Genomic DNA, 21,782 nt, shown 5'->3' on the forward strand with positions numbered 1-21,782 from the left:
CAGCGTGTCTCAGCTTTAGCAGTATATACCAGGCAAATTGCTTGCCTAGATGACTTTGGTTGTATTCTAGGCGTGCTGTATTCAAGAATTGTTAAGTTCGATATCGAGATTTATCGGGATGCGGCCATGGCGCGTTTTAGCAGCCAGGCGGGGATCAGGGCGACAATGGATATCAGTGCGGTAGCGACAAAGGCGTCCTGGAAGGCCAGGGTCAGCCCTTGGCGATAGAGCTCGTTAGTGAGAATCCAGCCCGCCAGGGGCTCTTGCAGGGACTGGTCGACACCACTCTGGTGCAGGCCGGGGATTAACCCTTCGAGCATAATGCGGGTTTGCGGGTTGTCCGCCTGTTGGGTGGCAACAATATGCTCGGTATGCAGACTGGTTTGGCGCGCCAGATAAACGGAGATCAGGTTTACCCCAATAGCCCCGCTCATTTGGCGCAAAAAGTTAGTGGTGCCCGAGGCCTGACTGAGCAGGTTTTGCGGCAGGCTGGAAAAGGCGGCGACGTTAATCGCAGGCATCATCAGCGCCATGCCGATGCGCCCCAGTGCCACCCACCAGGCCATCATGGCCAGGGAGGTAAAGCGGTTGGCATCGTGCATCACGGCAAACGAATAGATCAGCAGTACCAAACCGACAAACATCACCAGATAAGGCGGTACCCGGTCGCTCAGCGAGCCTCCCACCAGCAGTCCAACCGCCATCATTAAGCCGCCGGGCAATAGGGTTAAGCCGGCTTCGGTGGGGGTGATGGATTGCACTGACTGCAAAAACAGCGGCACCGTGTACATACCGGAATAGAGCACTACCCCGTACACAAAAGAGATGATTGCCGCCTGGCTAAATGCCGGGTACTGATAGAGGCGTAGATCCATCAGTGGGTTACTGATCATTTTTTGGCGCCAGACAAAAAGTACACCTGCCACGGCACTGAGGGTAAAGCCAATATAGGTGTAATCCGAGGTCCAGCCTTTGTCCTGGCCTTTAGTGGACGTGTTTAACAATAGCGTGAGGCCCACACTCAATAGGCCAATGCTGGTCCAGTCCAGAGGTTGCTTGGTTTGATCCTGTTCGCGTTCGGGCAGGAACAATTGGCACAGGGGCAGGCTGGCAATCAACATCGGCAGAGGCAGTAGGAAGACCGACTTCCAGCCGTAGGTATCGATTAACAAACCGCCGGTATAGGGGCCGATGGCGGGGCCCATCACCGCTAAAATCCCAAAGATGCCCATACCGATTCCCTGCTTGTCCGGCGGGAAGGTCCGTGTTGTCACGTAACTGGCTAAGGGCAGGAAAATGCCGCTGGCCACCCCTTGCAGGGTGCGGGCTAAAATCATTAGCTCGATGCTGTTACTGAACATGGCTAACAGCGAAGCACCAATAAACAACAGTGACGGCAGTAGATAACTTACACGCAAACCCCAGGTGGCAATGCACCAGGCAGCCACCAGCATACTGACCGTAGAGGCGGCTAGAAAACTGGTCGACAACCACTGCGCCACATCCTGGCCAATACCGTAGGCCCCCATCACATCGGGGATGGCGACATTGACACTGGTGGACATAATAAAAGCGCCGAAGCTGCCCAGGCCGACTGAGCCCAGGGCAAACCAGCGATAGTTGTCGCCGTAGCGTTCAATCAGAGACTCGAAGGTATCGCCGTCAGCGTTTGGCGCTGCAGAGTCTTCCGTTGAATTAAGTTCGCGTGTCAATTTTTATCTCAACCATCATGCCCGGTTTTAGCAGGTTTTCGACCTGCTCAATATCCAGGGTGATGCGTAAGCGCTGGGTCACTTTGGTGAAGTTGCCGCTGGGGTTGGGATTTGGCAGCAGGGCAAATTCACTGGTGGTGGCGTTGCCAATACCGCGCACAGTGGCACTGAAGGTGTGGTCAGGGTAGGCGTCGACAATGACTTCGGCTGTCATGCCTGGGCGTATGTGCCGCACCTCGGTTTCTTTAACGTTGGCATTGATCCAGATATCGCTGGGGTCATGCAGCATTAACAGGCGGCGACCGGGGGCGATATATTCGCCGACGTTGCCAAAGGTTTTATCGATAATGGCATCTTTCGGGCTGCGCACCTGGCGGTCGGCAACATCAAGCTGCATCTGATCGCGCTTGAGTTTCAGCGCCTGAAGCTGTTGCTCCATGATGGCGATATTCTGCTCCAGCAACTGTACGGACAACTGTTGGGCTTTTACCTTGCGCAGTTCAGCGGTTTGCTGATTAAGATTGGAGGCTGCCTGCTGATTGTTTTCGCGGGCCTGCTGCAGGGCGAGCTCATCTTCTTCCCAGCGTTTTTTTGATAGCAGCTGTTTTTCCCGCAGTTTGCTGGAGCGGTCGAAATTGCTCTGCGCCAGTTTCAGGGCGGACTCGGTTTTACGGGCATTGGCCGAGGCGCTTTTTACCTTCTCACGCTGTGAGGCCAGCAGGCTGGCCTGCTCTTCGGCAACCATGACACGCTCGTTACGCGAGCGGGCAATGGCGGCATCTTTACTGGCAATTTCGACATCGATTTCAGCCAGCGCCAGTTGCGCGGCGCGATCATCAATTTGTACCAGCAGTTGGCCTTGTTCCACACTTTGGCCGCTACTGACCGGGAAATCGGTAATCCAGCCGGTGCGGTTAGAGCTGATAACAATCACATCACTGGCAATACGGGCATCACTAATCGCGACAGTATGGCTGCGCTCATAAATCATGCTGCCGAGCATAATCAGGCCAACAACAATCGCAATCCACTTGGCGCGGCGTTTATTTTGCCGCGTCATATATGGGCGCATATTGGAGCGAAGAGAGCCAAGCGCTTTGGGGCTAGTAAGGGCTTTATTCATACTGGTCATACAAACTTTGGATACCTCAAGTGTAAACCGTGACGATGATGTTGCCGTTTAGGCAGCGTCGACGTTGCTTTTGTCTTTGCCTTCGCGGTGATCAATTAAATTGCCGCGTACTTCGGAAAGCAGTTCGAGTAGGAGTGCTTTTTTGTCGGGGTCCCAATCTGGCATTCCGATTTCCTGTAGCTTGGTGCTTTCCCGCTCTAGCACCGGAAACAGCTCCCTGCCTTTGGGAGTAATAAACACCCGCTTTAGACGGCGATCATTTGGGTCTGGGCGTCGCTCCAGCAGGTTGGCGGCTTGTAGCTTGTCGAGCAGCGTGCCCAGCGGGGCTTTCTCCATCAGCATTTGTTCTGCCAGCTGCGATTGGAATTGGCCGTCCTGATAGTACAAGTGGGCGATAACGCGCCACTGGGAGTGGCTCAGTGTCATTCCTGCCTCGCGCACCAGGCGATCCATCTCTACCGAGTACATTCGGGTGATATTGGAAATCAGGAAGGGAAATAAATTGCCAGGGTGGAGCGGGGAGTTCATAGACTGGCCTCAGGCTCGTAACAGGTAATACCGTAATGGTTGATATCGTAACATATGTTACTAGTTTGACTATAAAGTGACCGATTGGTCTGTCGCCGACGGAGTGAGTTTGGCGTGATATGTCAAATGTGGCGACGTTGATTGTCGTGTTGGATTGCCGTGTGGGATTGTCTTGTGAACCCCCCCTGATCTGCTTCAATTAGAAAAGGGCTTTTATTTCGAGGAATCACATTATGTCAGTCAGTTTGGATTTTACCGGCAAGACCGTAGTCGTTGTCGGCGGTACCAGCGGTATCAATCGAGGTGTGGCCGAGTTGTTTGCCGAGCATGGTGCCCGGGTGGCCGTTGCCAGTCGCTCGCAGGATAAAGTCGACGATACGGTTAGCGCGTTACAAAAGCTCGGCGCCGAGGCTATGGGGTTTAGCGCCGATGTGCGTGATATCGACGCCGTTGCGGCGGGCCTTGGGGAAGTGCACAAGGCGTTTGGGGATTTTGACGTGCTGGTATCCGGCGCTGCGGGTAACTTCCCGGCCACCGCCAAAGGCATGTCTGCCAACGCCTTTAAAACCGTGGTCGAAATCGATTTGTTGGGGACTTTTCATGTAATGAAATCCGCCGAGCCGTTCCTGAAAAAGCCGGGTGCCAGCGTGATTAACATCTCGGCCCCCCAGGCCTATGTGCCCATGCAAGCCCAGTCCCATGTGTGCTCCGCCAAGGCTGGTGTGGATATGGTGACCCGCACTTTGGCGATGGAGTGGGGCGAGGAGGGCATCCGTATCAACTCAGTGGTGCCTGGGCCTATTGATGGCACTGAGGGCATGGACCGCCTGGCGCCGACAGAAGAGCTGCGTCAATTGTGCGTGGATTCTGTGCCCATGGCGCGTATGGGATCGCCGGAAGATATTGGCAATGCCTGCCTGTTTTTGGGCTCGCCACTGGCCAGCTATATCAGCGGCGTCATCTTGCCGGTTGATGGTGCCTGGTCGCTGGGTGGTTGTGGTGGTATGAGCCATTCACTGAAGGCCTTTGCCCGTCAGTAAATGGCTGATCAATCTATGAGAGGGGTTAACCCAGCTTCTGGGTCAGGGCCTGAATACGTTGTTTTACCTGCTCTCCCCATTGGGAAACTTCACGGTATAGACGGGAGTCGTCGGCCATTTGCTGTAATTGCTCGACGCACTCCTGATATTCCTTTTCCAGGTGTTGTTTACGTTCCTGAATAGCCTGCTTACAGCTCAGCTTGGTTTCCAGAAAGCTCACTTCTTCGCGGGCTTCAGACAGCACCTTGCGCAGGCGAATGATCTTTTCCTGGGTTTGTTTGCTGGGGCCCTTTTGCGGGCAGGCGTCGACTAGGCTCTGCAGCCTGGGGGTTAACTCGTCCCACTTACGCTGGATAAAACGATCCAGGCGCGTGAACACTCGCGGGCTGTTGGACATGATTTTCACTCTCTTCTAGCACCTTATCCAGATTCTCTGCGGTGGATAAGTTCGCTATGTAATCGCTCGGGTTGAATACGGTAGACCCTTTACGGGTTACCCTGGCCTCTCTCATGCGCTTTGTGGCCACTGCAGTTTGATGATGTGGTGCCTTCGGGCACTCTGCTACTGCTTATCCCGACAAGCTTAATTTTTTCTGTCGGTAAGCTCTAATGACGTTAATTTTTGAGTGATATGAATACCCTTCATATTTATTGGTTCAGAAGGGTTTGAAGGGACTGAGTAGTCAGATGCCATTACCATTGGGGAATTGCGCCATAAAGCGCCGATCAATACGGTCCTTCCAGCGCCACACCCAGTGCCCACTTAGCGTGGGAAACAGACCTTGGCCAATACGACAGCCCCAGCCATAACGATCACCAGCGGCCAACAGGCTTAGATAGGCCGCTTGTGGCTGAAAGCTTTGCAGCGGTTTGCCTTGCAAGCTGGCATGTAGATTGTGGAAAAGTAGCGGGCCCTGACGTACCGCGAAGACGCCGGCCTTTGGGGTGCTAAAACTCTCCTGGCTGGCAATATCGCCGCAGGCAAAAACATTGGTCGCATTGAGTGATTGCAGGTGTTGGTTAACGCGAATAAAGCCTTGCTTATCGGTGATCAACCCAGAGGCTTGCGGCCAGTCAGCTGCTCCTGCCTGGGTACACCAAAATACCGCATCACCGGCAATAGCCTGTTGGGCTTTGGTGCCGTTGATGATGACCTGGTCTTGTTCAACACGGGTTACACGGCTATCTGTTAGAACACGAATGCCTTTATCGGCAAATGTCTGTTGTACCTTGTGCTGCAGGCGCTGTGGATAACCTTCGGGAAGGCCCTTGCCGGATTGAATCAGGGTAAATTCAACCGGTTGTTGTGATAAGTGTTGTGGTTGGGATCGAGTCAGGTAGTGATGCATGGCCAGTATCAGCTCGACCCCGGCAGCGCCGCCACCAACGACCAGTAATTGAAAGGGCGTCGATCCCTGTCGAGCTTCGAGCTGTTTTAACAGCGATTGCCAACGGGGATAAAACTCGGCAATGGGCTTAACCCCTATTGCGAATTGCGCGGCACCGGGCACTGCTGTTGCAGGTGTGATGCCGCAGTTAATAGAAACCCGGTCATAGGCTAGCGTTTGGCCGCTGGCCGTAACGACGTTTTGTGCCTGGGTATCTATGCCTGTGACGCAATCTTCGATAAAGCGGGCATTGGCTTTGCGGCACAGGGCGGGCAAATGGATATGGGTTTGCGCCAGTGTGTAGTGTCCGGCCACCAAACCCGGCAGCATGCCGGAATAGGGCGTAAGTTGCTGGGGGGAGATCAGCGTCACCTCAACATCCGGCAGCGGTTGTTTTGCCCACAGATTGAGGGCAATCGCATGGCTGTGACCACCGCCGATCAAAAGCAGTTTCTGCGTCATTCTGTCCCCGGCAGGTTTTGCACCAACAGATCTCCCAGGTAGCGGGCAGCCGGACCGGTGCTCTCACGGCGTGGGAAGAACACCTTGATATCGATGTGACGATTGGCGCCCTGTACCAGGGGGAGTTTTTTCAACTCGCCGCTATTGAGTTGCGATGTGATGCGATCAAGGGGTACCCAGGCAAAGCCCAGGCCCAGGCTAACCAATTCCACCGAGTGGTTAAAATCGTTAACCGTCCAGCGTTTTTCTGCCCCCAGCCAGCCACTGTTGATACGTCGATAACTGCCGGAATCACGCACCACAATTTGGCGGTAGCCACGCAGATCCAGCTCGCTAATTTCATCTAACTGGGACAGGGGATGATCGCGGTGGGCGATACAGTGCATTTCTACCGGGCAGATAGACGTACCCAGAAAGCCTGGAGGAGCAATACCCGCCAGCACTACATCGGCCTGGTTGTGGACGATGGCATCTTGAGTGCCAGACAGGGCAGATTCAATAATCTCCAGGCGAATTTCCGGGTGATCCCGTTCGAATTGACGCAACGCATCCAGCACCAGTCTTTTGGGGGTGATGACATCCACATTCAGTATCACCTCGGCTTCCCAACCCTGGGCCATTACCTGCGCGGTATTCTCCAGTGCCTGGGCATCGTCCAGCAGGCGGCGGGCCTGTCGTAGCAGGGATTCTCCGGCGGCGGTCAATACCGCACGACGGCCCTGGATTTCCAGCAGTTCCACGCCGAGGCTGTCCTGCAGGCGGCGCAGGCTGTAGCTCAGGGTCGATTGGCTCTTTTGCAGCTGCTCGGCGGCCTGGGCGTAACCGCCGTGGTCAACCACCGCTTGCAGAATGCGCCATTGTTCAAGGCTTGTTGTATTGGATTGCATAAGGTTCGAATAAATCGATGTTTATTATCTATTTTAGGGTGTTTTTTATCGAAATGGCAAAAGTGATACTAACCCCATCAAAAGCACATTGCGTCTTAAACATTCCCAGGAGACACCAAGATGAAACAGTTACTCCATATCAATAGCAGCCTGTGGGGCAATGAAAGCCGTTCCAGCCAACTGGCTGAAGCCGTGGTAGCACAATTAACTGAACAGTTGCGTGAAGTCGAGGTCATAAAACGCGACCTGTCGGCCGAGCCGATTCCTCACCTGAGTGCGGAAGCCTACGATGCCTTTTCGGTACCTGCCGAAAAACGCAGCTTGTCACATCAGCAGGATCTGGCATTATCCGATAAGTTGATTGGCGAGCTGAAAAGCTCCGAGGTCATTGTGCTAACGGCACCTATGTACAATTATGGCGTTCCCTCGGCGCTCAAGGCCTGGATCGACCATGTGGCCCGCATTAATGAAACCTTTGCCTACGGTGAGCGAGGCATGGAAGGTTTGTTGGGTGGCAAAAAAGTGATTGTGGTTTCTACTCGCGGTGGTAAGCACGCCGGAACCGAAACTGATTTACAAACACCTCTGTTAAAGCAGGTGTTTGGCATGATGGGCATTAGCGATATCGAATTTATTTACGCGGAAGCCATGGCCTTTGGTGAAGAGGCCGCCGCGGCAAGTTTGCAACAGGCACGTGAGCAGATCGCGGCCTTAACCCTTTAATCGTAAAGCGGAAGTAACGTTATGAGCACACAAGTTTATCCTCTGGCCATGCGCATTATTCACTGGTTAATGGCCGTGCTGATTATCAGCCTGTTGGCGGTCGGTATTTATATGGAGGGCCTGGCCGATGATGCGCCCAACAAATACCAGATTTATGGCCTGCATAAATCCTTTGGAGTTATCGCTCTGGTATTGATTGTTGCGCGTATAGTGGTTCGCTTGCGCAACACGGTACCGGCGTTACCTTCCGCGCTGTCTTCGCTGGAAAAACTAGGTGCAGAGATTGGTCACAAGGCGTTGTACTTGCTGATGGTGTTGGTGCCACTGTCCGGTTTTGTGATGTCGTCTGCCCACCCAGAGCGTTACGGTGTCAGCTTGTTTGGTTTAAAACTGCCGGACTTACCACCCAGTGAGCTCTGGGCCGGCCTGGCGCACCAGGCGCATGGCATTACCGCCTGGGCACTTGTGGTTGTGGTTGTTCTGCATATTGCCGGCGCCCTGAAGCACCGTTATATGGATAAAGGTGAGGCCGATGTATTGCCGCGTATGTTGAAAGGTTCTTCCTAAGGACTCTTTCGAATTTTATTGAACCGATCACTTCTCTCCGTCATTTGGATGTCCGGTTGCTGGGCATCCTTTTGTCTTATGGCTGTTGCGATACGTGAACTCGACGGCCGCATACCTGTCGCCCAGGCTTTGCTGTTTCGCAGTATTATAGGTCTGGCCTTTGTTGGCTGTATCATTCAGCTTGCTGGCAAAACCTACCTGTTTAAAACCTCAAAACCTGTTCTGCACAGTGTTCGCAATCTGTTTCACTTTGCCGGTCAGTATGGCTGGTTTTTGGGTATAGGCCTGTTACCGTTGGCCGAAGTATTTGCCTTGGAGTTTACCGTCCCTATCTGGACGATACTTATTGCCGCTTTGTTTCTGGGCGAGGCCATCACCTGGCGTAAAGTCGCTGCGGTGTTGTTGGGTTTGCTGGGCGTAGCGGTGATCGTTCGCCCCGGTATCGAGATTATCGATACGGCGGCACTGATCGTTTTGGCGTCCGCCATGTGTTATGCCATTTCCCATTCCTGCACCAAAGTGATGGCGTTAACTGAAAAGCCGCTGACGATTTTGTTTTATATGTGTTTGGTGCAGCTGCCAGTCGGGCTGGTGTTGTCGTTAGCGGTATGGGTGTGGCCGGTGGGTATCGAGTGGTTATGGATAGTGGTGATTGGTTTGACGGCCCTGTCAGCCCACTTTTGCCTGACCAAAGCCATGCAGCATGCCGAGGTGGGCATTGTAGTAACGCTGGATTTTATACGCCTGCCAATGATTGGTTTGGTTGGGGTGTTGTTGTATCAAGAGCAATTGGAAATCACACTGCTGTTGGGTGGTGGATTAATGCTGTTGGGCAATATGCTGAATATAAAAACAGACAAGGCAGGGTAAACCTGTATCGATTTCCCCTGCCTCTTGCTTATCAGATGATGGGCTTATCAGGCGATGGCCTGCGCGCCTGTCTCTTCTGTGGTGTTGTTGGTGTTGGATTGTGGCTTATAGTTTTTTAACAAGCCAATCACATCCTTGCTTTTACGTAGGCCTTGCATGCAGCAGGTAGTCATCATACCTGCCATCAAGGCGCCACCTACACCGGCCGTCATCACATCGGCGCCAGTCATATAGTAATTTTTAACTGGCGTCTGCGGGTGCAGGAAGGGTTTGTTAAAGCGGTCGACAAAATGATCCAAACCGTAAATCTCACCCTGCTCGTTGAGCTGGTAGAACTCTGTGGATAGTGGCGTCGACAGTTCGTAATAATCCAGCGCATCTTTTAACTGCGGTAAACGATCAAATAGTTCACCTAGCAGTTTCTGTGAAATTTGTTCCTTAAAGGCTTCATAGGCTTCACCGCGTTGTTGCCAAGTGGTGCCTTGCCACTGCTCGAACCATTTCATATCCGTGACTGTGACTATCTCGACAGTGGATTTGTTCGGGAAACGTTCATCCCATTTGGGGTCCTTGGTGGACGGGAAGGACATATACAATAGTGGGAACTCGGCGTCCTGATCGGTTGGGTTTTTCTGTTTGTAGGCTTCAAGGTTGCCTTCATGATCGCCGTTGGGGTAAATCCACAGATTGGTATCAGATAAGCCCAGGGTTTTAGCATCGCCTTTAAAGCCGGCATACAAACAGAAGTGAGCACTGGAGCGCTGTACCTGTTTACTCCATTGCTGGGTGCCCAGCCGCTGTTGCGTTGGCTCTGGCAGCAGCCGGGTCATGCTATTCATAAAACCGGCGTTACTGACCACCTTGTCCGCTAAAATTTTATCGCCATTGGCCATCTCAACACCGTAGGCAGTATTGTCTTTAATCAGTACTTTATTAACTTCGGCATAGGTAAAGACTTCGCCACCGCTTTTTTGAATAGTAGGGATAATGCTGCGCGCCATGGCCGCTGCTCCACCTACCGGGTAGGCGCCACCACCGAGGTAGTGTTTGGCAATTAAGGCGTGCATTAAAAAGGCGGCATCTTTTGGCGTTTGACCGTAGTCACCCCACTGGCCTGTTAACACAGAAATCAATTCCTGGTTATCGGTAAGCTCTTCCAGTACTTCGCGTGCGGTTTTGAAAAAGGTTTTCGGCAGCAGCCAGGGGCGTATCCAGTTGTTGTATATGCGCCCCATCCAGCGCGGCATGGCCTGGGCGGCAAAAAACTTGGGCGTCAGTTGGCTGGTTTTTGAAATCAGCGCGACATAGCGCTCGATGGCGGCTTTTTCATCCGGGAAGTGTTCACTGAGTACGCGGATAAAGTTTTCCCGCCCAGCGGTCAGATCATAGTGCTTGTCACCGAGAATAATGCGGTCATAAACCGGGCTCATGGCCGCCCATTCCAGCCGCCCTTCACTGATCACATCAAACACCCGGCGCAGAGTAGATTGGGGGCGGTGCACTTCACCGATATAGTGAACACCTACGTCCCACTCATAACCTTCACGCTCATAGGCGTGGGTAAAACCACCGGCGGTATAGTGTTGCTCCAGTACACAGACCTTTTGCCCCAGCAGCGATAAAAACGCCGCATTAGCCAGGCCGCCAATGCCCGAGCCAATGACGATGGCATCGTAATGGTCTGCGGCACGTCCACTGCGGTAACGGCGCCCGGTACGGACTTTCTCGGCTTTCTTCGCCATATCACTATCCTCTCTCTGCACGGGGTAGGTGTTTCTTACGTTGTTTTTCTATTTTTGGTTTTTATGCAATAAATTGCATATGTATGCTTAGGGTAGCCTGTGTTTTTGATTTATGCAACTAGTTGCATATTGTGGTGTAGGGCAAGGTATAATGCGACTCCCAAGTCATGGTTATAGAGGGTTTTCGCCTGTGTCATTAAAGCACGCCGTGTTGGTGTTACTGGAAGCTGAGCCTGCCAGCGGTTACGACCTGCTGAAACGCTTTAATGAGCGTATGGGCTACTTTTGGAATGCCAGCCATCAGCAGATCTATAAGCAGTTAAAAACCATGCATGAGGCTGGTGACATTGACTGCCAAGAAGAGGTGCAAGCGGGCAGGCCCGATCGCAAGGTGTACTCCATTACCCCGCAAGGCCATGGTGAGCTCCTGACGTGGTTGGCCAAGCCGGTCAAACCCAACAAAATCAATGACTCATTGTTGGTAAAGATGTATGCCGGCCACCTGCGCGACAGCGATGTGATACTGGAAGAGGTGCGCGATCACCGTCAGATTCATGAAACCATGTTGCAAACCTTCCAGGCCATGGAGGCGGAATACCAGGCCCTGGTACCGGAAGAGCAGTTGCCGTTTAAGTTGCCCTACCTGACACTGCGTCGTGGTATTCTTGGCGAGCAATCCTGGTTGGCCTGGGCAGATGAAGTCGAACAGGCGTTGGCAGGTGTGGCGGAGCAGGTGTAATGAGTAAACCAAAAAGTAAAACCGAAAAGAAAATCGACAGTAATATTTGCCGAGCCCTTAACAATGTCTGCGAGCAAACCCTGGATGATACGCCGGGCTTCCAATGGTTAACCCATCAGGCCAACTACACCAACTTTCCCGCCAGCTTGTTAGTGACCTGTGTATTTGATACCGAAGCCAGCCTCTCGGCGGTGGATAAAAACAAACTGCAGGCACGGATACAGTCGGCGCTATTAAAGATCGGCGTGAAGTTTAAAACTGTTGGCAAGCAGGTGGTGCTGGATTCCGAAGAAGCCTGCGAGCGTGACAATAACGGCAGCTGGGATGATCGACTGTCGTTTCGTAAGGAACTGGCCGTCCCCAGAAACCGTCCTACCCACTAGGGTTAACCCTATCAACTTGTCACTTTAGTCCGTATTGACTTTGGTTAGACGTCTAACTTATTCTTATTGAACATGGTTGATTTAGAAGGTGCATTGATTGTGGCTCGCGTAACAGACTCGCTTCCCGAAGAAAGAAAGGTTATTGGCCGCTTGTCTCGCGCACGTGATTTAACCCAGGGTTTTCTAATCGAGGCCCTGGCCGCCCGTGGCCTTGGTGAGCTGGTACCTAGCCATGGTGAAATCTTAATGGCCCTGTATATGAACCCGGCGATGACCATGCAGGATATTGCCAAGTATGTCGCCCGCACCAAACCCACGGTAACGGTACTGGTCGATAAGCTGCTGGCGTTGGGATATGTTTCAAAAAAACGTTCGCCGGACGATGGACGTATTTTTCAGGTCTCGCTAACGGCCAAGGGCAAGCGTTTGTTGATGGAATTGGGAGAGATCTCCGAAGCCATACACAGCAAAATTGACAATATTTTATCGACAAATGAGAAACAGCAACTCAATAAACTGTTGGCCAAACTGGTTGATCAGTGGTGAGGACAGGCTTTTATTTATTATTATAGTTAGATGTCTAACTTAATGCTGTGGCAAGTAAAAATTCCGCTATAACTAAGTAAGAGAATCATCGAGAGAGAAGGTAAAAAAACATGTCAGACATTATCGACGTATGGATGCAGCATCCGACAGCACGTTTTATCAATAACCCGATTTTTGAATCCCTGCGCCGTTGGACTGGCGGGCAAACCGTTGAGGAAACTCCACCTGCAAGCCTGACCCTGGGGTTAATGGATGAGGGTAAGGTTAACAAAGGCCTTATCAGTGCCTGGTATGCACCCCACGGCGATATGATCAGTAACGAAGAGGTCAAAGAGCTAGTGGATGCACACCCTGATCGCTTTGCCGGCCTGGCTGGTGTCGACCTGCGTAACCCGGTTAAAGCCGTGCAGGAATTACGTCGCTGCGTTAATGACTGGGGTTTTAAAGGTTTGCGTATCGTGCAGTGGTTGTGGGAATTACCGCCCACCAATCCCTATTACTATCCGCTGTATACCGCCTGTGTAGAACTCGATGTACCCGTGTGTTTACAGGTCGGCCATACCGGTCCGTTACGCCCTTCGGAAACCGGTAGACCCATTCCTTACATCGATCAAATTGCATTGGACTTTCCTGATTTGATAATTGTCTGTGGTCATATCGGTTACCCCTGGACCGAAGAAATGATAGCGGTGGCGCGTAAGCACCCTAATGTTTATATCGATACCTCAGCCTATACCGTCAGCCGTTATCCGGCGGAATTGGTGAGTTATATGCAGTCGGACAAGCACAAGGTGATGTTTGGGACTAATTACCCGATGCTTACCCATGCACAGTGTGTAGAATCTCTGGAGTCTTTGGGGTTAAGTGAAGTAGCGCTGGAGCGGTTTTTGTCGGGTAATGCCAAGCGGGTGTTTGGGTTGTAAGGATGTTGAATTATTCCAACCGCTTTTATCGGGATATCCAATAATCAGGTTTTCTGTGTAGGTGAGCAACAGCTACAACAAGAATACGGTTTTTAGATTTTTGATATTGGTAAATGACACTGTAAGGAAACTTGGCAATAAGGCAGCGGCGAGAGTTATTGCTGAGTGCTTGGTAGGCGGTAGGAAATTCGATAATGCGAAAAAGGGAACGCTGCACTTCAGTTTTAAAGCGCATGCCTAATCCTGGTTGCTCTTGCTCGTAATACTGGATGGCTTCATCGAGCTCAATTTCAGCAAGCTTTAGAAAGCTAACGTCCATGTTTATTCGTATTTGGAGAAGACCTCATTCATTGGGGTCGATTGTAAATCACCACGTTCGTAGGCCTTGATTCTAGCCTCGGCTTCTTTGGCCCAAACCTCGTCGATCTCCTCTGTTGGGCTATCCAGACTGAGGAGAAGTTGCTCGGCAATAATTGCTCTTTCTACTGAGGAGAGCTCAAGTGCTTGATTTATAATGGCTTTGACATCTTCGCCCATAACAGCATGCTCGTTAATTGAACAGAACAGTACGATCATACTCATCGAATGAGCTGTAGTAAATACGGAGTTTGGTAGGAGCTTTTGTGGGGCTGAATGAAGGGGATAAAAAAGGGCAATACCTACCAACCGTAAATATTGCCCATGCAGAGAATACTTGTTCTGTGGCGTCTTAGTACTGAGACTCTGGCAGATGTACTACCAGGCCATCCATCTCATCGGTCACGGTAACCTGGCAGCTTAAACGGCTGGAAGGTTTGGGATCGATAACGGCATCGAGCATATCTTTTTCCATGCTGTCGGCTTCGCCGGTTTTGGCGACCCAGGCATCGTCCACGTAGCAGTGGCAGGTGGCGCAAGCGCAGGCGCCGCCACATTCAGCCAGGATACCGTCGATCATATTGTCGACAGCGCCTTGCATCACGGTTTCGCCGACGGCGACGTTGGCTTCGGTTTCGTTGCCGTTGTGATCTACATATTTAATCGTTGGCATGACTCTTTCTCTTTATGACATCATTAGTGGGCTAAAAAGGTTTTCAATAGTTTAGGCTGTTAGCAGCTCTTTTGGCGCAATGCTTTCATCGGCGAGCTTTTCAGCGTCAACCGGAATCTGTTCGGCGATTAAGCGCTTGCTGATCATAAACTCCTGCGGGCGGTTGACGCAATCGGCGGAAATCAGTTTGCCTTCCTGCAGGTAAAAGGCAGCAAAGCTGCGGCTGTTGCGATCACCGCGAATAACCACCTGATCATAACCCTGGCTTAAACCGGCTATCTGTAATTTTAGATCATATTGATCGGACCAGAACCACGGCAGGGAATTGTATTCCACGTCTTTGCCACAAATACTGGCGGCGGCAGACTTGGCTTGGTCAGTCGCGTTGGGTACTGATTCCAAACGCAGGCGGCGGTTGTAATATTTGTTGGGGTGATTGCTTACGTCACCGGCGGCAACAATATCGGGATCGCTGGTGCGGGCAAACTCATCGACGATAATACCGTTGTCGACTTCAAGGCCGGCGGCTTCGGCTAATTCAACGTTAGGGATAATGCCTACGCCGATTACAACCAGGTCAGCGTCGAAATGGCTGCCATCGGCGCAGAGGACTTTTTCCACATGGCCATTGCCTTCCAGACCGCTGACGGCAATACCGGTTTTAATGGTCACGCCTTCGTCGGTGTGGACGCGGGTATAAAACTCAGATAGCTCGGGCGCGGTAACACGGGCCAACACCCGTGGTGCCATTTCCAGTACGGTAACATCCATACCGAGCTTGTTCAGAACCGAGGCGGTTTCCAAACCGATATAACCACCGCCCACAATCACGGCTTTTTTACCTTCGGCCACATGCTGCTTGATACCTTCCACATCGCCGATATCACGCAGGTAGTGAACACCGCTTAAGTCGGTGCCGGGCAGGGTGACCTTGCGCACGCGCGAGCCGGTGCACAGTGCTAGCTTGTCGTAGTTCAGCACTTCACCGCTTTGCAGGGTGACGGTTTTGTGGGCGCGGTCGATATGCTCAACACGGGCACCGAGCTTAAATTCAATATTGTTTTTCTCGTAGATGGCGGCGGGGCGAATCAGCAGGCCGTCGACATCTTTTTCACCGGACAGAAAGGCTTTGGACAGCGGCGGGCGGTGGTAGGGCGCATAGGGCTCATCGCCAATGACGATAATGCGGCCTTCCCAGCCCTGTTGGCGCAGGCTTGGGGCCAGTTGCGCGGCGGCGTGGCTGGCACCAATAATAATGCAGGTTTGTTCTGCCATGGGTGAACTCCTTTAGGGTACCTATAAAACTGTGGTGTCTATCTTACGGTCATGGGAGTAACTGGTGGGTAGTATTTTCGGCCATATGGCTATCATTATCGTCCATTGGTAAGTATCATTTTCGTCCATAGGTTGCTATCATTTTGGGCCATGAAAAAACATCGGCAAGACGAACAATCCTTAACGCGGCACCTATTGGCTGTGCTGGACCGGGTGCTGCGTGAAGAATGCAGCCAAATCGATCGCTTGGCGCTTGGCCATTGGTGTGGCCTGAATCAGCCCTGGTGGTTACCCGATGCTGATCTGCCGCTGGAAGCCTACTTTATGCTGTTGCGGCAGCTTCATCTCAACGATGTACCGAATATTGCCCTGCGGGTGGCTTCCCGCTCCCAGCTCTCAGATTTGGGGGTATTTGGTTATGCCATGTTGGCCAGCCCGACACTGGAACAGAGTCTGCGTTTAATCAGCCATTTTGGTGAAGCCTTTCAGCCCTATGAACGTATCTGGTTGGAAACCAACGATGACTACGGATTGCTGCGCTGTGAAATCCTGCCCGAGGGGCGGGAGTTTCATCAGTTACGGGTAGAGTCCTGGTTGATCGGTACCTGGCGGGTGATTCAGGGGTTGTTGCCGGAAGGTCTGGCGGCCTGTGCCAGTTATGCGACTATGGATTTTGGTGCGCCCACCTACCACTGGCAATACCAGCAAATTCTCGGTTGCCATGTCGACTTTGAAAAGAATCAGTGTTGTCTGGCGATTCCACGCCAGTGGTTGTATATCCCGGTGCGCAATGCCGGTCAGCAGGCCAGTATTCTCTTAAACGATCAGGTGCGGCGGATTTTGCCGCAGGACAGTCGCAGTGGTGACATTGTCAGTCGGGTAAAACGCATGCTGTTGGAGCACCCCAATGAGTGTGCATTCCAGTTGGAGGCGACAGCGCCGTTTTTATCACTGTCGCCGCGCACCTTGCGTCGGCATTTAGCCTCGGCAGGTACAAGCTTTCGGCGCGTGTGTTTGGAAGTGCGGATGGAATTGGCGAAAGATTATTTAACCAATACCCAATTAACCGTGCAGGAAATTGCTTATCAGCTGGGCTACAGCCAGCCGAATAATTTCTATCGTGCTTTTAAGGGCTATTTCGAAAAAACGCCGGAAGCTCTGCGCCTGGAGCGAATCGATTAACCGGGCTTTAATTAAGCAGTGCTTCAGGTTTCGCTAGCGCAAACCCTTGCTTAAAGGGAATGCGCAGGTTGCTGACGGCTTCTAGCAGGCGATTGTTTTCAATGCGCTCGGCAATAATATGAATATTGGCGGTGCGGCAATAATCAATGGCCGACTTTAATTGTGTTTTTTCAATGCGTGCCAGATCACGGGCGTTGATTTTGCAGTAGTTCCACTCAAAATCCATTAGCGCGACAGAGGGACCCTGGGTTAGCTGGGCATTGTCCAACAGCATGGAGATGGGTTCTTCTTTTAATAAATCCAACCGCTGGCGCAGAATGCGATCATTAATATCCAGGTTGCGGTTGGATATTTCGATCGCGATACGGCGGGGATAGGCTGCTGCCATTTGGCGTAATCGTTCAAACCACAGGGCAAATGCGGTTTTGGATTGCAGGGTTTCTACCGATAGATTGAAGAACAGGGTGCGGTGTTCTCGCATTAGCTCGGGCAGGGTTTCCTGGGCCAGCAGCGAAACGCTGTTGTCGATGGCAATCCAGCCGGCGTCTTCAATATTCGATTGGGTTAGCTGGGCCCCGTCAGGGCCTTCAAAGCGCGCCAGTACTTCTGCACCGGTGGGTATACGTTCTTCACCCTGTTGCAGAAAAATGGATTGTACGGCCAGTACCAGCTTCATAGTGTCTCTCTTTAAACGCGCTCTGTTTAAACTCTCTCTAAGTAGCGCTCAATGCCACGGCTTGCGGCGACCATGCCGAAAGTCGAGGTTACCATAGTCGAGGCACCAAAGCCGCCACTGCAATCGAGTTTTGTGCCGTCGCTCATATCGCCTTTGGCGTAACAAACACCGCCATTGCCATCGGGGTAAAGCATTTGTTCCGTTGAATAGATGGCCTCTACGCGAAAGGTACGCTTGGGATTTCTCGGGTAGTTATAACTGCGCCGTAGTTGATTACGCACCTTGGCCAGTAGCGGGTCTTTGGTAGTTCGACTTAAATCGAGGGAGGTAATCGCTCGAGGGTCACGTTTACCGCCAGCGGAACCTACCGTAATAATCTGCTTTTTTAAACGCCGCGTGCGGGCAATGATGCCGGCCTTGGCATGGGCGCTGTCGGTTGCATCAATGACCACGTCGTGTTGTTCGCCAATCAGTTCCACCACGTTGTCGGTATCGACAAAGTCTTCTACTTCGTGAATAACCAACTCGGGATTAATGTCACGCAGGCGCTTAGCCATGGTGGCCACTTTGCTGGCGCCGATGGTGGATTGCAGGGCGTGGGTTTGGCGATTGGTATTGGTAATACACACATCGTCCAGGTCGATCAGGGTAAGTTTCCCGATACCCGAACGTGCCAGGGACTCGGCCACCCAGGTGCCCACGCCACCAATACCGGCCACAACAAAGTGGGCGCGGGCCAAGGCATGCATAGCATCCTGGCCGTAGAGGCGGCCAATGCCACTAAAGCGTTGCAGGTAGCCTTCGCTTAGTTCCTGTTTTACTGCCATGTCTGAACCTTAAGCGTGTAACTGCTTCAGCAATACCTGCACTGGATGTTGCAGTTGTTCTTCATCTTCACGCTTGGCCTGGCTGCGACACGAATAACCGGTGGCGACCAGCTTGCCTTTGTTGTCCGGGTTAGTGACAACATCATGCCAACTCAGCTGATATATCTTCTTCGAAGTTTTTACGTTGGCGGCTTCGTGTCCGTAGGTGCCGGCCATACCACAGCAACCCACATCCAGGTTATCCAGTTGTTGGCCCAGAGCGCTAAAGATTGATTGCCAGGCTTTGATGGACGGTGCAGCATTGGTTTTCTCGGTACAGTGTGCCATCAGTTTAAAGTCGCCGTGGTTAAACTTACCGGCGGCCTCGCTTAACTGCTCAGTGTGCTCCGCTAGCCATTCCTGAATCAATTTAACCTCGGGCGCTTTATCGCTGCCCAGCGTTTTTGCATACTCAGAACGGTAGGTCAGGGTCATAGATGGATCGACACCAATCAGCGGAATACCGCTGTCATTTAAGGCACGCAGTTTTTCAGCGCCTGACTTGGCGACCTTGTTAAAGGTTTTCAGGAAGCCGTGCACGTGCAGCGGCTTACCGTTAGGCACAAACGGCGCCAACATCGGGTTAAAGCCCAAGCTTTGCAGGAATTGCATCAGGTCGATAATCAGCTGGGTTTCAAAGTAGCTGGTAAAGGCATCCTGAACAATAATCACCGACTTGGCTTTTTGCTCATCACTTAAGTGACGAATATTTTCCGGCGCCGCGTAACGCACACCCATTTGCTGCATGGCGGTTTCCAGATTAATACCGGTCAACAGCGGGCTGTCGACCATGCCGGCAACCTTCGCCAAAATGGCCTGCATAAAACGTGGCTTCATAAAAGCGTTATACAACCAGGGCACACGGGCCAGGGTGGGAATCATAAATTCCAGGCCGCCGATAAAGTAATCTTTTAATGGGCGTAGGTAGCGGCCGTAGTAGAGTTCCAAAAATTTGGAGCGGAATTCCGGCACGTCGACTTTAATGGGGCACTGGCCAACGCAGGATTTACAGGCCAAGCAGCCGCTCATGCTGTCGTAGACTTCATTGGAGAAGTCGTAATCACCGCGGGAGCGCGACCAGGTATTTTTAATCCGTGCTGGCAGAGTTGAGATAAAGGATTTTTCACGCTGTGCCAGGCTTTCATGTACCGGATTGATATTACGTTCGCTTAACTGCTTTAACCATTCTCTTACCAGAGAGGAGCGGCCTTTAGGCGAGTGAATGCGCTCGCGGGTGCCTTTCCACGATGGACACATAGCATCGTTCGGGTTCCAGTTAAAGCAGGCACCGTTACCGTTACAGTACATACCTTCGCTGTAACCATCCCACACTTGTACCGGAATCTTGCGATCCTCCTGGCCTCTTGTCGGTGCTTCATCGATCTTGGTCAGTTCGTGGTGTTGGCTCGGTGTAGCAATCTTGCCCGGGTTTAATTGGTTACGCGGATCAAAGGTGGCTTTGATGCGTTGCAGCTGTGGATACAAATCACCAAAGAAGGTCGGTGCGTATTCCGAGCGCAGACCTTTACCGTGTTCACCCCACAGCAAGCCGTTGTATTTGTGGGTCAGCTCCGCCACCTTGTCGGTAATCGGGCGAATCATTTTTTCTTGCTCGGTATCTTTCATATCGATGGCCGGGCGTACGTGCAGTACACCGGCATCCACATGACCAAACATGCCGTATTGCAGGCCGTTATCATCGAGCAGGTCGCGGAATTCTTCAATAAAGTCGGCCAGGTTTTCTGGCGGTACGGCGGTGTCTTCCACAAACGGAATTGGGCGGGCTTCACCTTTGGCATTACCCAGCAGGCCCACGGCTTTTTTGCGCATGGCCCAGATTTTTGCTACCGAGGCGCTACCCCAAGCGATGGAGTAACCAATGCTGGGGCCGTCTTCGCCACGGGCATCGAGCAGGTCAGTCAGTTTGGCGACTTCGGCTTGCAGGGTTTCTTCATCATCGGCGGTGTATTCCACCAGATTGATGCCTTTGGTTTCCTTGCCTTCAGTCGGAGGGAAGAATTCTTCCACAGTGCCCCAGACGATATCGTCCATGGCCAGGCCAAGGACTTTGGAATCCACGGTTTCAATCGAGGTGGGCTCGGCCTTCATTAGCTCGGTGGCATCACGCAGACCGGTATTAAAGCCTTCGTACTTTACGTTCACCAGGGCCGAGCATTTCGGAATCGGCAGCACATTCAATTTGGCTTCGGCGATAAAGCCCAGGGTGCCTTCGCTGCCACACAGCACGCTATTGAGGTCGAACTGGTCTTCCGTAGTGCGGATATGGGCCAGGTCGTAACCGGTCAGGCAGCGATTAAGTTTGGGGAACTTGGCTTCGATATCGTCTTTAAATTCACGCTGGATATCATTAACCACACGGTGGGCTTCACCGACGCGGTCCTGGCGATCGCAGGCGGCAGACAGTTCTTCCTCGGTCAGCGGCTGGGAGCGCCATTCGCTGCCATCCATAAACACGGTCAGCAGTTCCAGCACGTGGTCACGGGTTTTGCCGTAGCGGCAAGAGCCCTGGCCGGAGGCATCGGTATTAATCATGCCGCCAATGGTGGCGCGGTTACTGGTGGACAGTTCCGGGGCAAAGAACAGGCCATAGGGCTTGAGGGCTGCATTGAGTTGGTCTTTGACCACACCGGTTTGCACCCGTACCCAGCGCTCCTCGGCATTGATCTCCAGCACCTTGTTCATATGCTTGGAGATATCCACAATCAGGCCGTCAGTCAGCGATTGACCATTGGTGCCGGTACCACCACCACGGGGGCTCAATACCACATCATTAAACTGTTTTAGGTTGCTAAGCTCAGTGATTCTGACCAGATCGGCGGTATTCTTCGGGTAAATCACCCCCTGGGGTAATACCTGATAGATGGAGTTGTCGGTGGCCAGCACGGTACGGTTGGCGTAGTCCGGGTTGAGGTCGCCCTCAAAGCCACAGGCCTTAAGGGCCTCGATAAATGCCAGATACTGGGCCTGAACCGGTGAAGTCTCGCGGATACTGGGGATCATGGTAAATCAAAAACCACTGTCTAAAAGCAAAAGGGGGCGTATTTTACCCCTTGGCAGGCAGCTAACCAAGTCGCTTACCAAGGGCTTTGT

23 protein-coding genes are annotated in these 21,782 nt (G+C 52.3%); 9 read left to right on the forward strand and 14 right to left on the reverse strand.

Annotation, left to right across the window (positions count from 1 at the left end; all coding sequences use genetic code 11):
• Window positions 1-110: 110 nt before the first annotated feature.
• Genes ACGHZ6_RS04085 through ACGHZ6_RS04095 form a run of 3 tightly spaced genes read right to left on the reverse strand, consistent with a single transcriptional unit; the run spans window position 111 to window position 3,372 of the window.
• Entirely contained in the window at window positions 111-1,712 is a 1,602-nt protein-coding gene (locus ACGHZ6_RS04085) for a DHA2 family efflux MFS transporter permease subunit (RefSeq protein WP_390617526.1), read from the reverse strand.
• Window positions 1,696-2,844 (reverse strand): HlyD family secretion protein, encoded by a 1,149-nt coding sequence (locus tag ACGHZ6_RS04090; RefSeq protein ID WP_390617527.1) that lies wholly within the window; start codon window positions 2,842-2,844, stop codon window positions 1,696-1,698. The genes ACGHZ6_RS04085 and ACGHZ6_RS04090 overlap by 17 nt, the downstream gene beginning before the upstream one ends.
• A 48-nt stretch (window positions 2,845-2,892) precedes the next feature.
• A complete protein-coding gene (locus tag ACGHZ6_RS04095) occupies window positions 2,893-3,372 on the reverse strand; it encodes a MarR family winged helix-turn-helix transcriptional regulator (protein WP_390617529.1) in 480 nt (159 codons plus the stop codon).
• Between the two features lie 233 nt (window positions 3,373-3,605).
• On the opposite strand from ACGHZ6_RS04095, the gene ACGHZ6_RS04100 reads away from it, so the two are divergent.
• The gene (locus tag ACGHZ6_RS04100; protein WP_390617530.1) at window positions 3,606-4,412 is read left to right on the forward strand and encodes an SDR family oxidoreductase; all 807 of its coding nucleotides are present in this window, start codon (window positions 3,606-3,608) and stop codon (window positions 4,410-4,412) included.
• 25 nt (window positions 4,413-4,437) lie between these two features.
• On the opposite strand, the gene ACGHZ6_RS04105 is transcribed toward ACGHZ6_RS04100, so the two are convergent.
• From ACGHZ6_RS04105 to ACGHZ6_RS04115, 3 genes are all read right to left on the reverse strand, one after another.
• On the reverse strand, window positions 4,438-4,809 hold the full coding sequence (locus tag ACGHZ6_RS04105) for a hypothetical protein (protein ID WP_390617531.1): 372 nt from the start codon (window positions 4,807-4,809) through the stop codon (window positions 4,438-4,440).
• A gap of 286 nt (window positions 4,810-5,095) precedes the next feature.
• Complete coding sequence (locus ACGHZ6_RS04110; protein WP_390617532.1) at window positions 5,096-6,262, reverse strand: FAD-dependent oxidoreductase; 1,167 nt, start codon at window positions 6,260-6,262, stop codon at window positions 5,096-5,098.
• Window positions 6,259-7,149 (reverse strand): LysR family transcriptional regulator, encoded by an 891-nt coding sequence (locus ACGHZ6_RS04115; protein ID WP_390617533.1) that lies wholly within the window; start codon window positions 7,147-7,149, stop codon window positions 6,259-6,261. Before ACGHZ6_RS04115 ends, ACGHZ6_RS04110 begins: the two co-directional genes overlap by 4 nt.
• Before the next feature lie 120 nt (window positions 7,150-7,269).
• On the opposite strand from ACGHZ6_RS04115, the gene ACGHZ6_RS04120 reads away from it, so the two are divergent.
• Genes ACGHZ6_RS04120 through ACGHZ6_RS04130 form a run of 3 tightly spaced genes read left to right on the forward strand, consistent with a single transcriptional unit; the run spans window position 7,270 to window position 9,309 of the window.
• A complete protein-coding gene (locus ACGHZ6_RS04120; RefSeq protein ID WP_390617534.1) occupies window positions 7,270-7,872 on the forward strand; it encodes an FMN-dependent NADH-azoreductase in 603 nt (200 codons plus the stop codon).
• A 21-nt stretch (window positions 7,873-7,893) separates the two neighbouring features.
• Window positions 7,894-8,439 (forward strand): cytochrome b, encoded by a 546-nt coding sequence (locus tag ACGHZ6_RS04125; RefSeq protein WP_390617535.1) that lies wholly within the window; start codon window positions 7,894-7,896, stop codon window positions 8,437-8,439.
• A gap of 48 nt (window positions 8,440-8,487) precedes the next feature.
• Entirely contained in the window at window positions 8,488-9,309 is an 822-nt protein-coding gene (locus ACGHZ6_RS04130; protein ID WP_390619146.1) for a DMT family transporter, read from the forward strand.
• Window positions 9,310-9,356: 47 nt separating this feature from the next.
• On the opposite strand, the gene ACGHZ6_RS04135 is transcribed toward ACGHZ6_RS04130, so the two are convergent.
• Window positions 9,357-11,051 (reverse strand): phytoene desaturase family protein, encoded by a 1,695-nt coding sequence (locus tag ACGHZ6_RS04135; RefSeq protein ID WP_390617536.1) that lies wholly within the window; start codon window positions 11,049-11,051, stop codon window positions 9,357-9,359.
• 190 nt (window positions 11,052-11,241) lie between these two features.
• On the opposite strand from ACGHZ6_RS04135, the gene ACGHZ6_RS04140 reads away from it, so the two are divergent.
• The 4 genes from ACGHZ6_RS04140 (at window position 11,242) to ACGHZ6_RS04155 (ending at window position 13,642) form a co-directional block, all read left to right on the forward strand.
• Window positions 11,242-11,790 (forward strand): PadR family transcriptional regulator, encoded by a 549-nt coding sequence (locus ACGHZ6_RS04140; protein ID WP_390617537.1) that lies wholly within the window; start codon window positions 11,242-11,244, stop codon window positions 11,788-11,790.
• The gene (locus ACGHZ6_RS04145; RefSeq protein WP_390617538.1) at window positions 11,790-12,173 is read left to right on the forward strand and encodes a Fis family transcriptional regulator; all 384 of its coding nucleotides are present in this window, start codon (window positions 11,790-11,792) and stop codon (window positions 12,171-12,173) included. Before ACGHZ6_RS04140 ends, ACGHZ6_RS04145 begins: the two co-directional genes overlap by 1 nt.
• 99 nt (window positions 12,174-12,272) lie before the next feature.
• Window positions 12,273-12,719 (forward strand): MarR family winged helix-turn-helix transcriptional regulator, encoded by a 447-nt coding sequence (locus tag ACGHZ6_RS04150; RefSeq protein ID WP_390617539.1) that lies wholly within the window; start codon window positions 12,273-12,275, stop codon window positions 12,717-12,719.
• 110 nt (window positions 12,720-12,829) lie between these two features.
• Window positions 12,830-13,642: an amidohydrolase family protein gene (locus ACGHZ6_RS04155; protein ID WP_390617540.1), complete on the forward strand. Its 813-nt coding sequence runs from the start codon at window positions 12,830-12,832 to the stop codon at window positions 13,640-13,642.
• Between the two features lie 25 nt (window positions 13,643-13,667).
• Here the strand turns inward: ACGHZ6_RS04155 and ACGHZ6_RS04160 are convergent, their stop codons facing one another.
• The 4 genes from ACGHZ6_RS04160 to ACGHZ6_RS04175 form a co-directional block, all read right to left on the reverse strand.
• Complete coding sequence (locus ACGHZ6_RS04160; protein WP_390617541.1) at window positions 13,668-13,961, reverse strand: type II toxin-antitoxin system RelE/ParE family toxin; 294 nt, start codon at window positions 13,959-13,961, stop codon at window positions 13,668-13,670.
• 2 nt (window positions 13,962-13,963) lie between these two features.
• Entirely contained in the window at window positions 13,964-14,179 is a 216-nt protein-coding gene (locus ACGHZ6_RS04165; protein WP_390617542.1) for an addiction module protein, read from the reverse strand.
• A gap of 172 nt (window positions 14,180-14,351) precedes the next feature.
• Window positions 14,352-14,672, reverse strand: coding sequence for a 2Fe-2S iron-sulfur cluster-binding protein (locus tag ACGHZ6_RS04170; protein ID WP_390617543.1), 321 nt, complete (start codon window positions 14,670-14,672; stop codon window positions 14,352-14,354).
• Between the two features lie 51 nt (window positions 14,673-14,723).
• A complete protein-coding gene (locus tag ACGHZ6_RS04175; RefSeq protein ID WP_390617544.1) occupies window positions 14,724-15,947 on the reverse strand; it encodes an NAD(P)/FAD-dependent oxidoreductase in 1,224 nt (407 codons plus the stop codon).
• Window positions 15,948-16,097: 150 nt separating this feature from the next.
• Here ACGHZ6_RS04175 and ACGHZ6_RS04180 point away from each other — a divergent pair, with 150 nt between their 5' ends.
• Window positions 16,098-17,129, forward strand: coding sequence for a helix-turn-helix domain-containing protein (locus ACGHZ6_RS04180; RefSeq protein WP_390617545.1), 1,032 nt, complete (start codon window positions 16,098-16,100; stop codon window positions 17,127-17,129).
• Window positions 17,130-17,136: 7 nt separating this feature from the next.
• Here ACGHZ6_RS04180 and ACGHZ6_RS04185 read toward each other — a convergent pair whose 3' ends face one another.
• Genes ACGHZ6_RS04185 through ACGHZ6_RS04195 form a run of 3 tightly spaced genes read right to left on the reverse strand, consistent with a single transcriptional unit; the run spans window position 17,137 to window position 21,692 of the window.
• A complete protein-coding gene (locus ACGHZ6_RS04185) occupies window positions 17,137-17,805 on the reverse strand; it encodes an EAL domain-containing protein (RefSeq protein WP_390617546.1) in 669 nt (222 codons plus the stop codon).
• A gap of 26 nt (window positions 17,806-17,831) precedes the next feature.
• Window positions 17,832-18,632, reverse strand: coding sequence for a tRNA cyclic N6-threonylcarbamoyladenosine(37) synthase TcdA (gene tcdA, locus ACGHZ6_RS04190; RefSeq protein ID WP_390617547.1), 801 nt, complete (start codon window positions 18,630-18,632; stop codon window positions 17,832-17,834).
• Window positions 18,633-18,641: 9 nt separating this feature from the next.
• Entirely contained in the window at window positions 18,642-21,692 is a 3,051-nt protein-coding gene (locus tag ACGHZ6_RS04195) for an FAD-binding and (Fe-S)-binding domain-containing protein (RefSeq protein WP_390617548.1), read from the reverse strand.
• Window positions 21,693-21,782 lie beyond the last annotated feature (90 nt).

The sequence above is a fragment of the Maricurvus nonylphenolicus genome (genome assembly GCF_042854845.1).
GTDB lineage: Bacteria > Pseudomonadota > Gammaproteobacteria > Pseudomonadales > Cellvibrionaceae > Maricurvus > Maricurvus nonylphenolicus.

Coding starts and splice junctions, on each gene's coding strand:
- ACGHZ6_RS04090 (WP_390617527.1), bottom strand. CDS start 2,844: ATGACCAGTATGAATAAAGCCCTTACTAGCCCCAAAGCGCTTGGCTCT.
- ACGHZ6_RS04095 (WP_390617529.1), bottom strand. CDS start 3,372: ATGAACTCCCCGCTCCACCCTGGCAATTTATTTCCCTTCCTGATTTCC.
- ACGHZ6_RS04100 (WP_390617530.1), top strand. CDS start 3,606: ATGTCAGTCAGTTTGGATTTTACCGGCAAGACCGTAGTCGTTGTCGGC.
- ACGHZ6_RS04105 (WP_390617531.1), bottom strand. CDS start 4,809: ATGTCCAACAGCCCGCGAGTGTTCACGCGCCTGGATCGTTTTATCCAG.
- ACGHZ6_RS04110 (WP_390617532.1), bottom strand. CDS start 6,262: ATGACGCAGAAACTGCTTTTGATCGGCGGTGGTCACAGCCATGCGATT.
- ACGHZ6_RS04115 (WP_390617533.1), bottom strand. CDS start 7,149: ATGCAATCCAATACAACAAGCCTTGAACAATGGCGCATTCTGCAAGCG.
- ACGHZ6_RS04120 (WP_390617534.1), top strand. CDS start 7,270: ATGAAACAGTTACTCCATATCAATAGCAGCCTGTGGGGCAATGAAAGC.
- ACGHZ6_RS04125 (WP_390617535.1), top strand. CDS start 7,894: ATGAGCACACAAGTTTATCCTCTGGCCATGCGCATTATTCACTGGTTA.
- ACGHZ6_RS04130 (WP_390619146.1), top strand. CDS start 8,488: ATGTCCGGTTGCTGGGCATCCTTTTGTCTTATGGCTGTTGCGATACGT.
- ACGHZ6_RS04135 (WP_390617536.1), bottom strand. CDS start 11,051: ATGGCGAAGAAAGCCGAGAAAGTCCGTACCGGGCGCCGTTACCGCAGT.
- ACGHZ6_RS04145 (WP_390617538.1), top strand. CDS start 11,790: ATGAGTAAACCAAAAAGTAAAACCGAAAAGAAAATCGACAGTAATATT.
- ACGHZ6_RS04155 (WP_390617540.1), top strand. CDS start 12,830: ATGTCAGACATTATCGACGTATGGATGCAGCATCCGACAGCACGTTTT.
- ACGHZ6_RS04160 (WP_390617541.1), bottom strand. CDS start 13,961: ATGGACGTTAGCTTTCTAAAGCTTGCTGAAATTGAGCTCGATGAAGCC.
- ACGHZ6_RS04165 (WP_390617542.1), bottom strand. CDS start 14,179: ATGGGCGAAGATGTCAAAGCCATTATAAATCAAGCACTTGAGCTCTCC.
- ACGHZ6_RS04170 (WP_390617543.1), bottom strand. CDS start 14,672: ATGCCAACGATTAAATATGTAGATCACAACGGCAACGAAACCGAAGCC.
- ACGHZ6_RS04175 (WP_390617544.1), bottom strand. CDS start 15,947: ATGGCAGAACAAACCTGCATTATTATTGGTGCCAGCCACGCCGCCGCG.
- ACGHZ6_RS04180 (WP_390617545.1), top strand. CDS start 16,098: ATGAAAAAACATCGGCAAGACGAACAATCCTTAACGCGGCACCTATTG.
- ACGHZ6_RS04185 (WP_390617546.1), bottom strand. CDS start 17,805: ATGAAGCTGGTACTGGCCGTACAATCCATTTTTCTGCAACAGGGTGAA.
- tcdA (WP_390617547.1), bottom strand. CDS start 18,632: ATGGCAGTAAAACAGGAACTAAGCGAAGGCTACCTGCAACGCTTTAGT.
- ACGHZ6_RS04195 (WP_390617548.1), bottom strand. CDS start 21,692: ATGATCCCCAGTATCCGCGAGACTTCACCGGTTCAGGCCCAGTATCTG.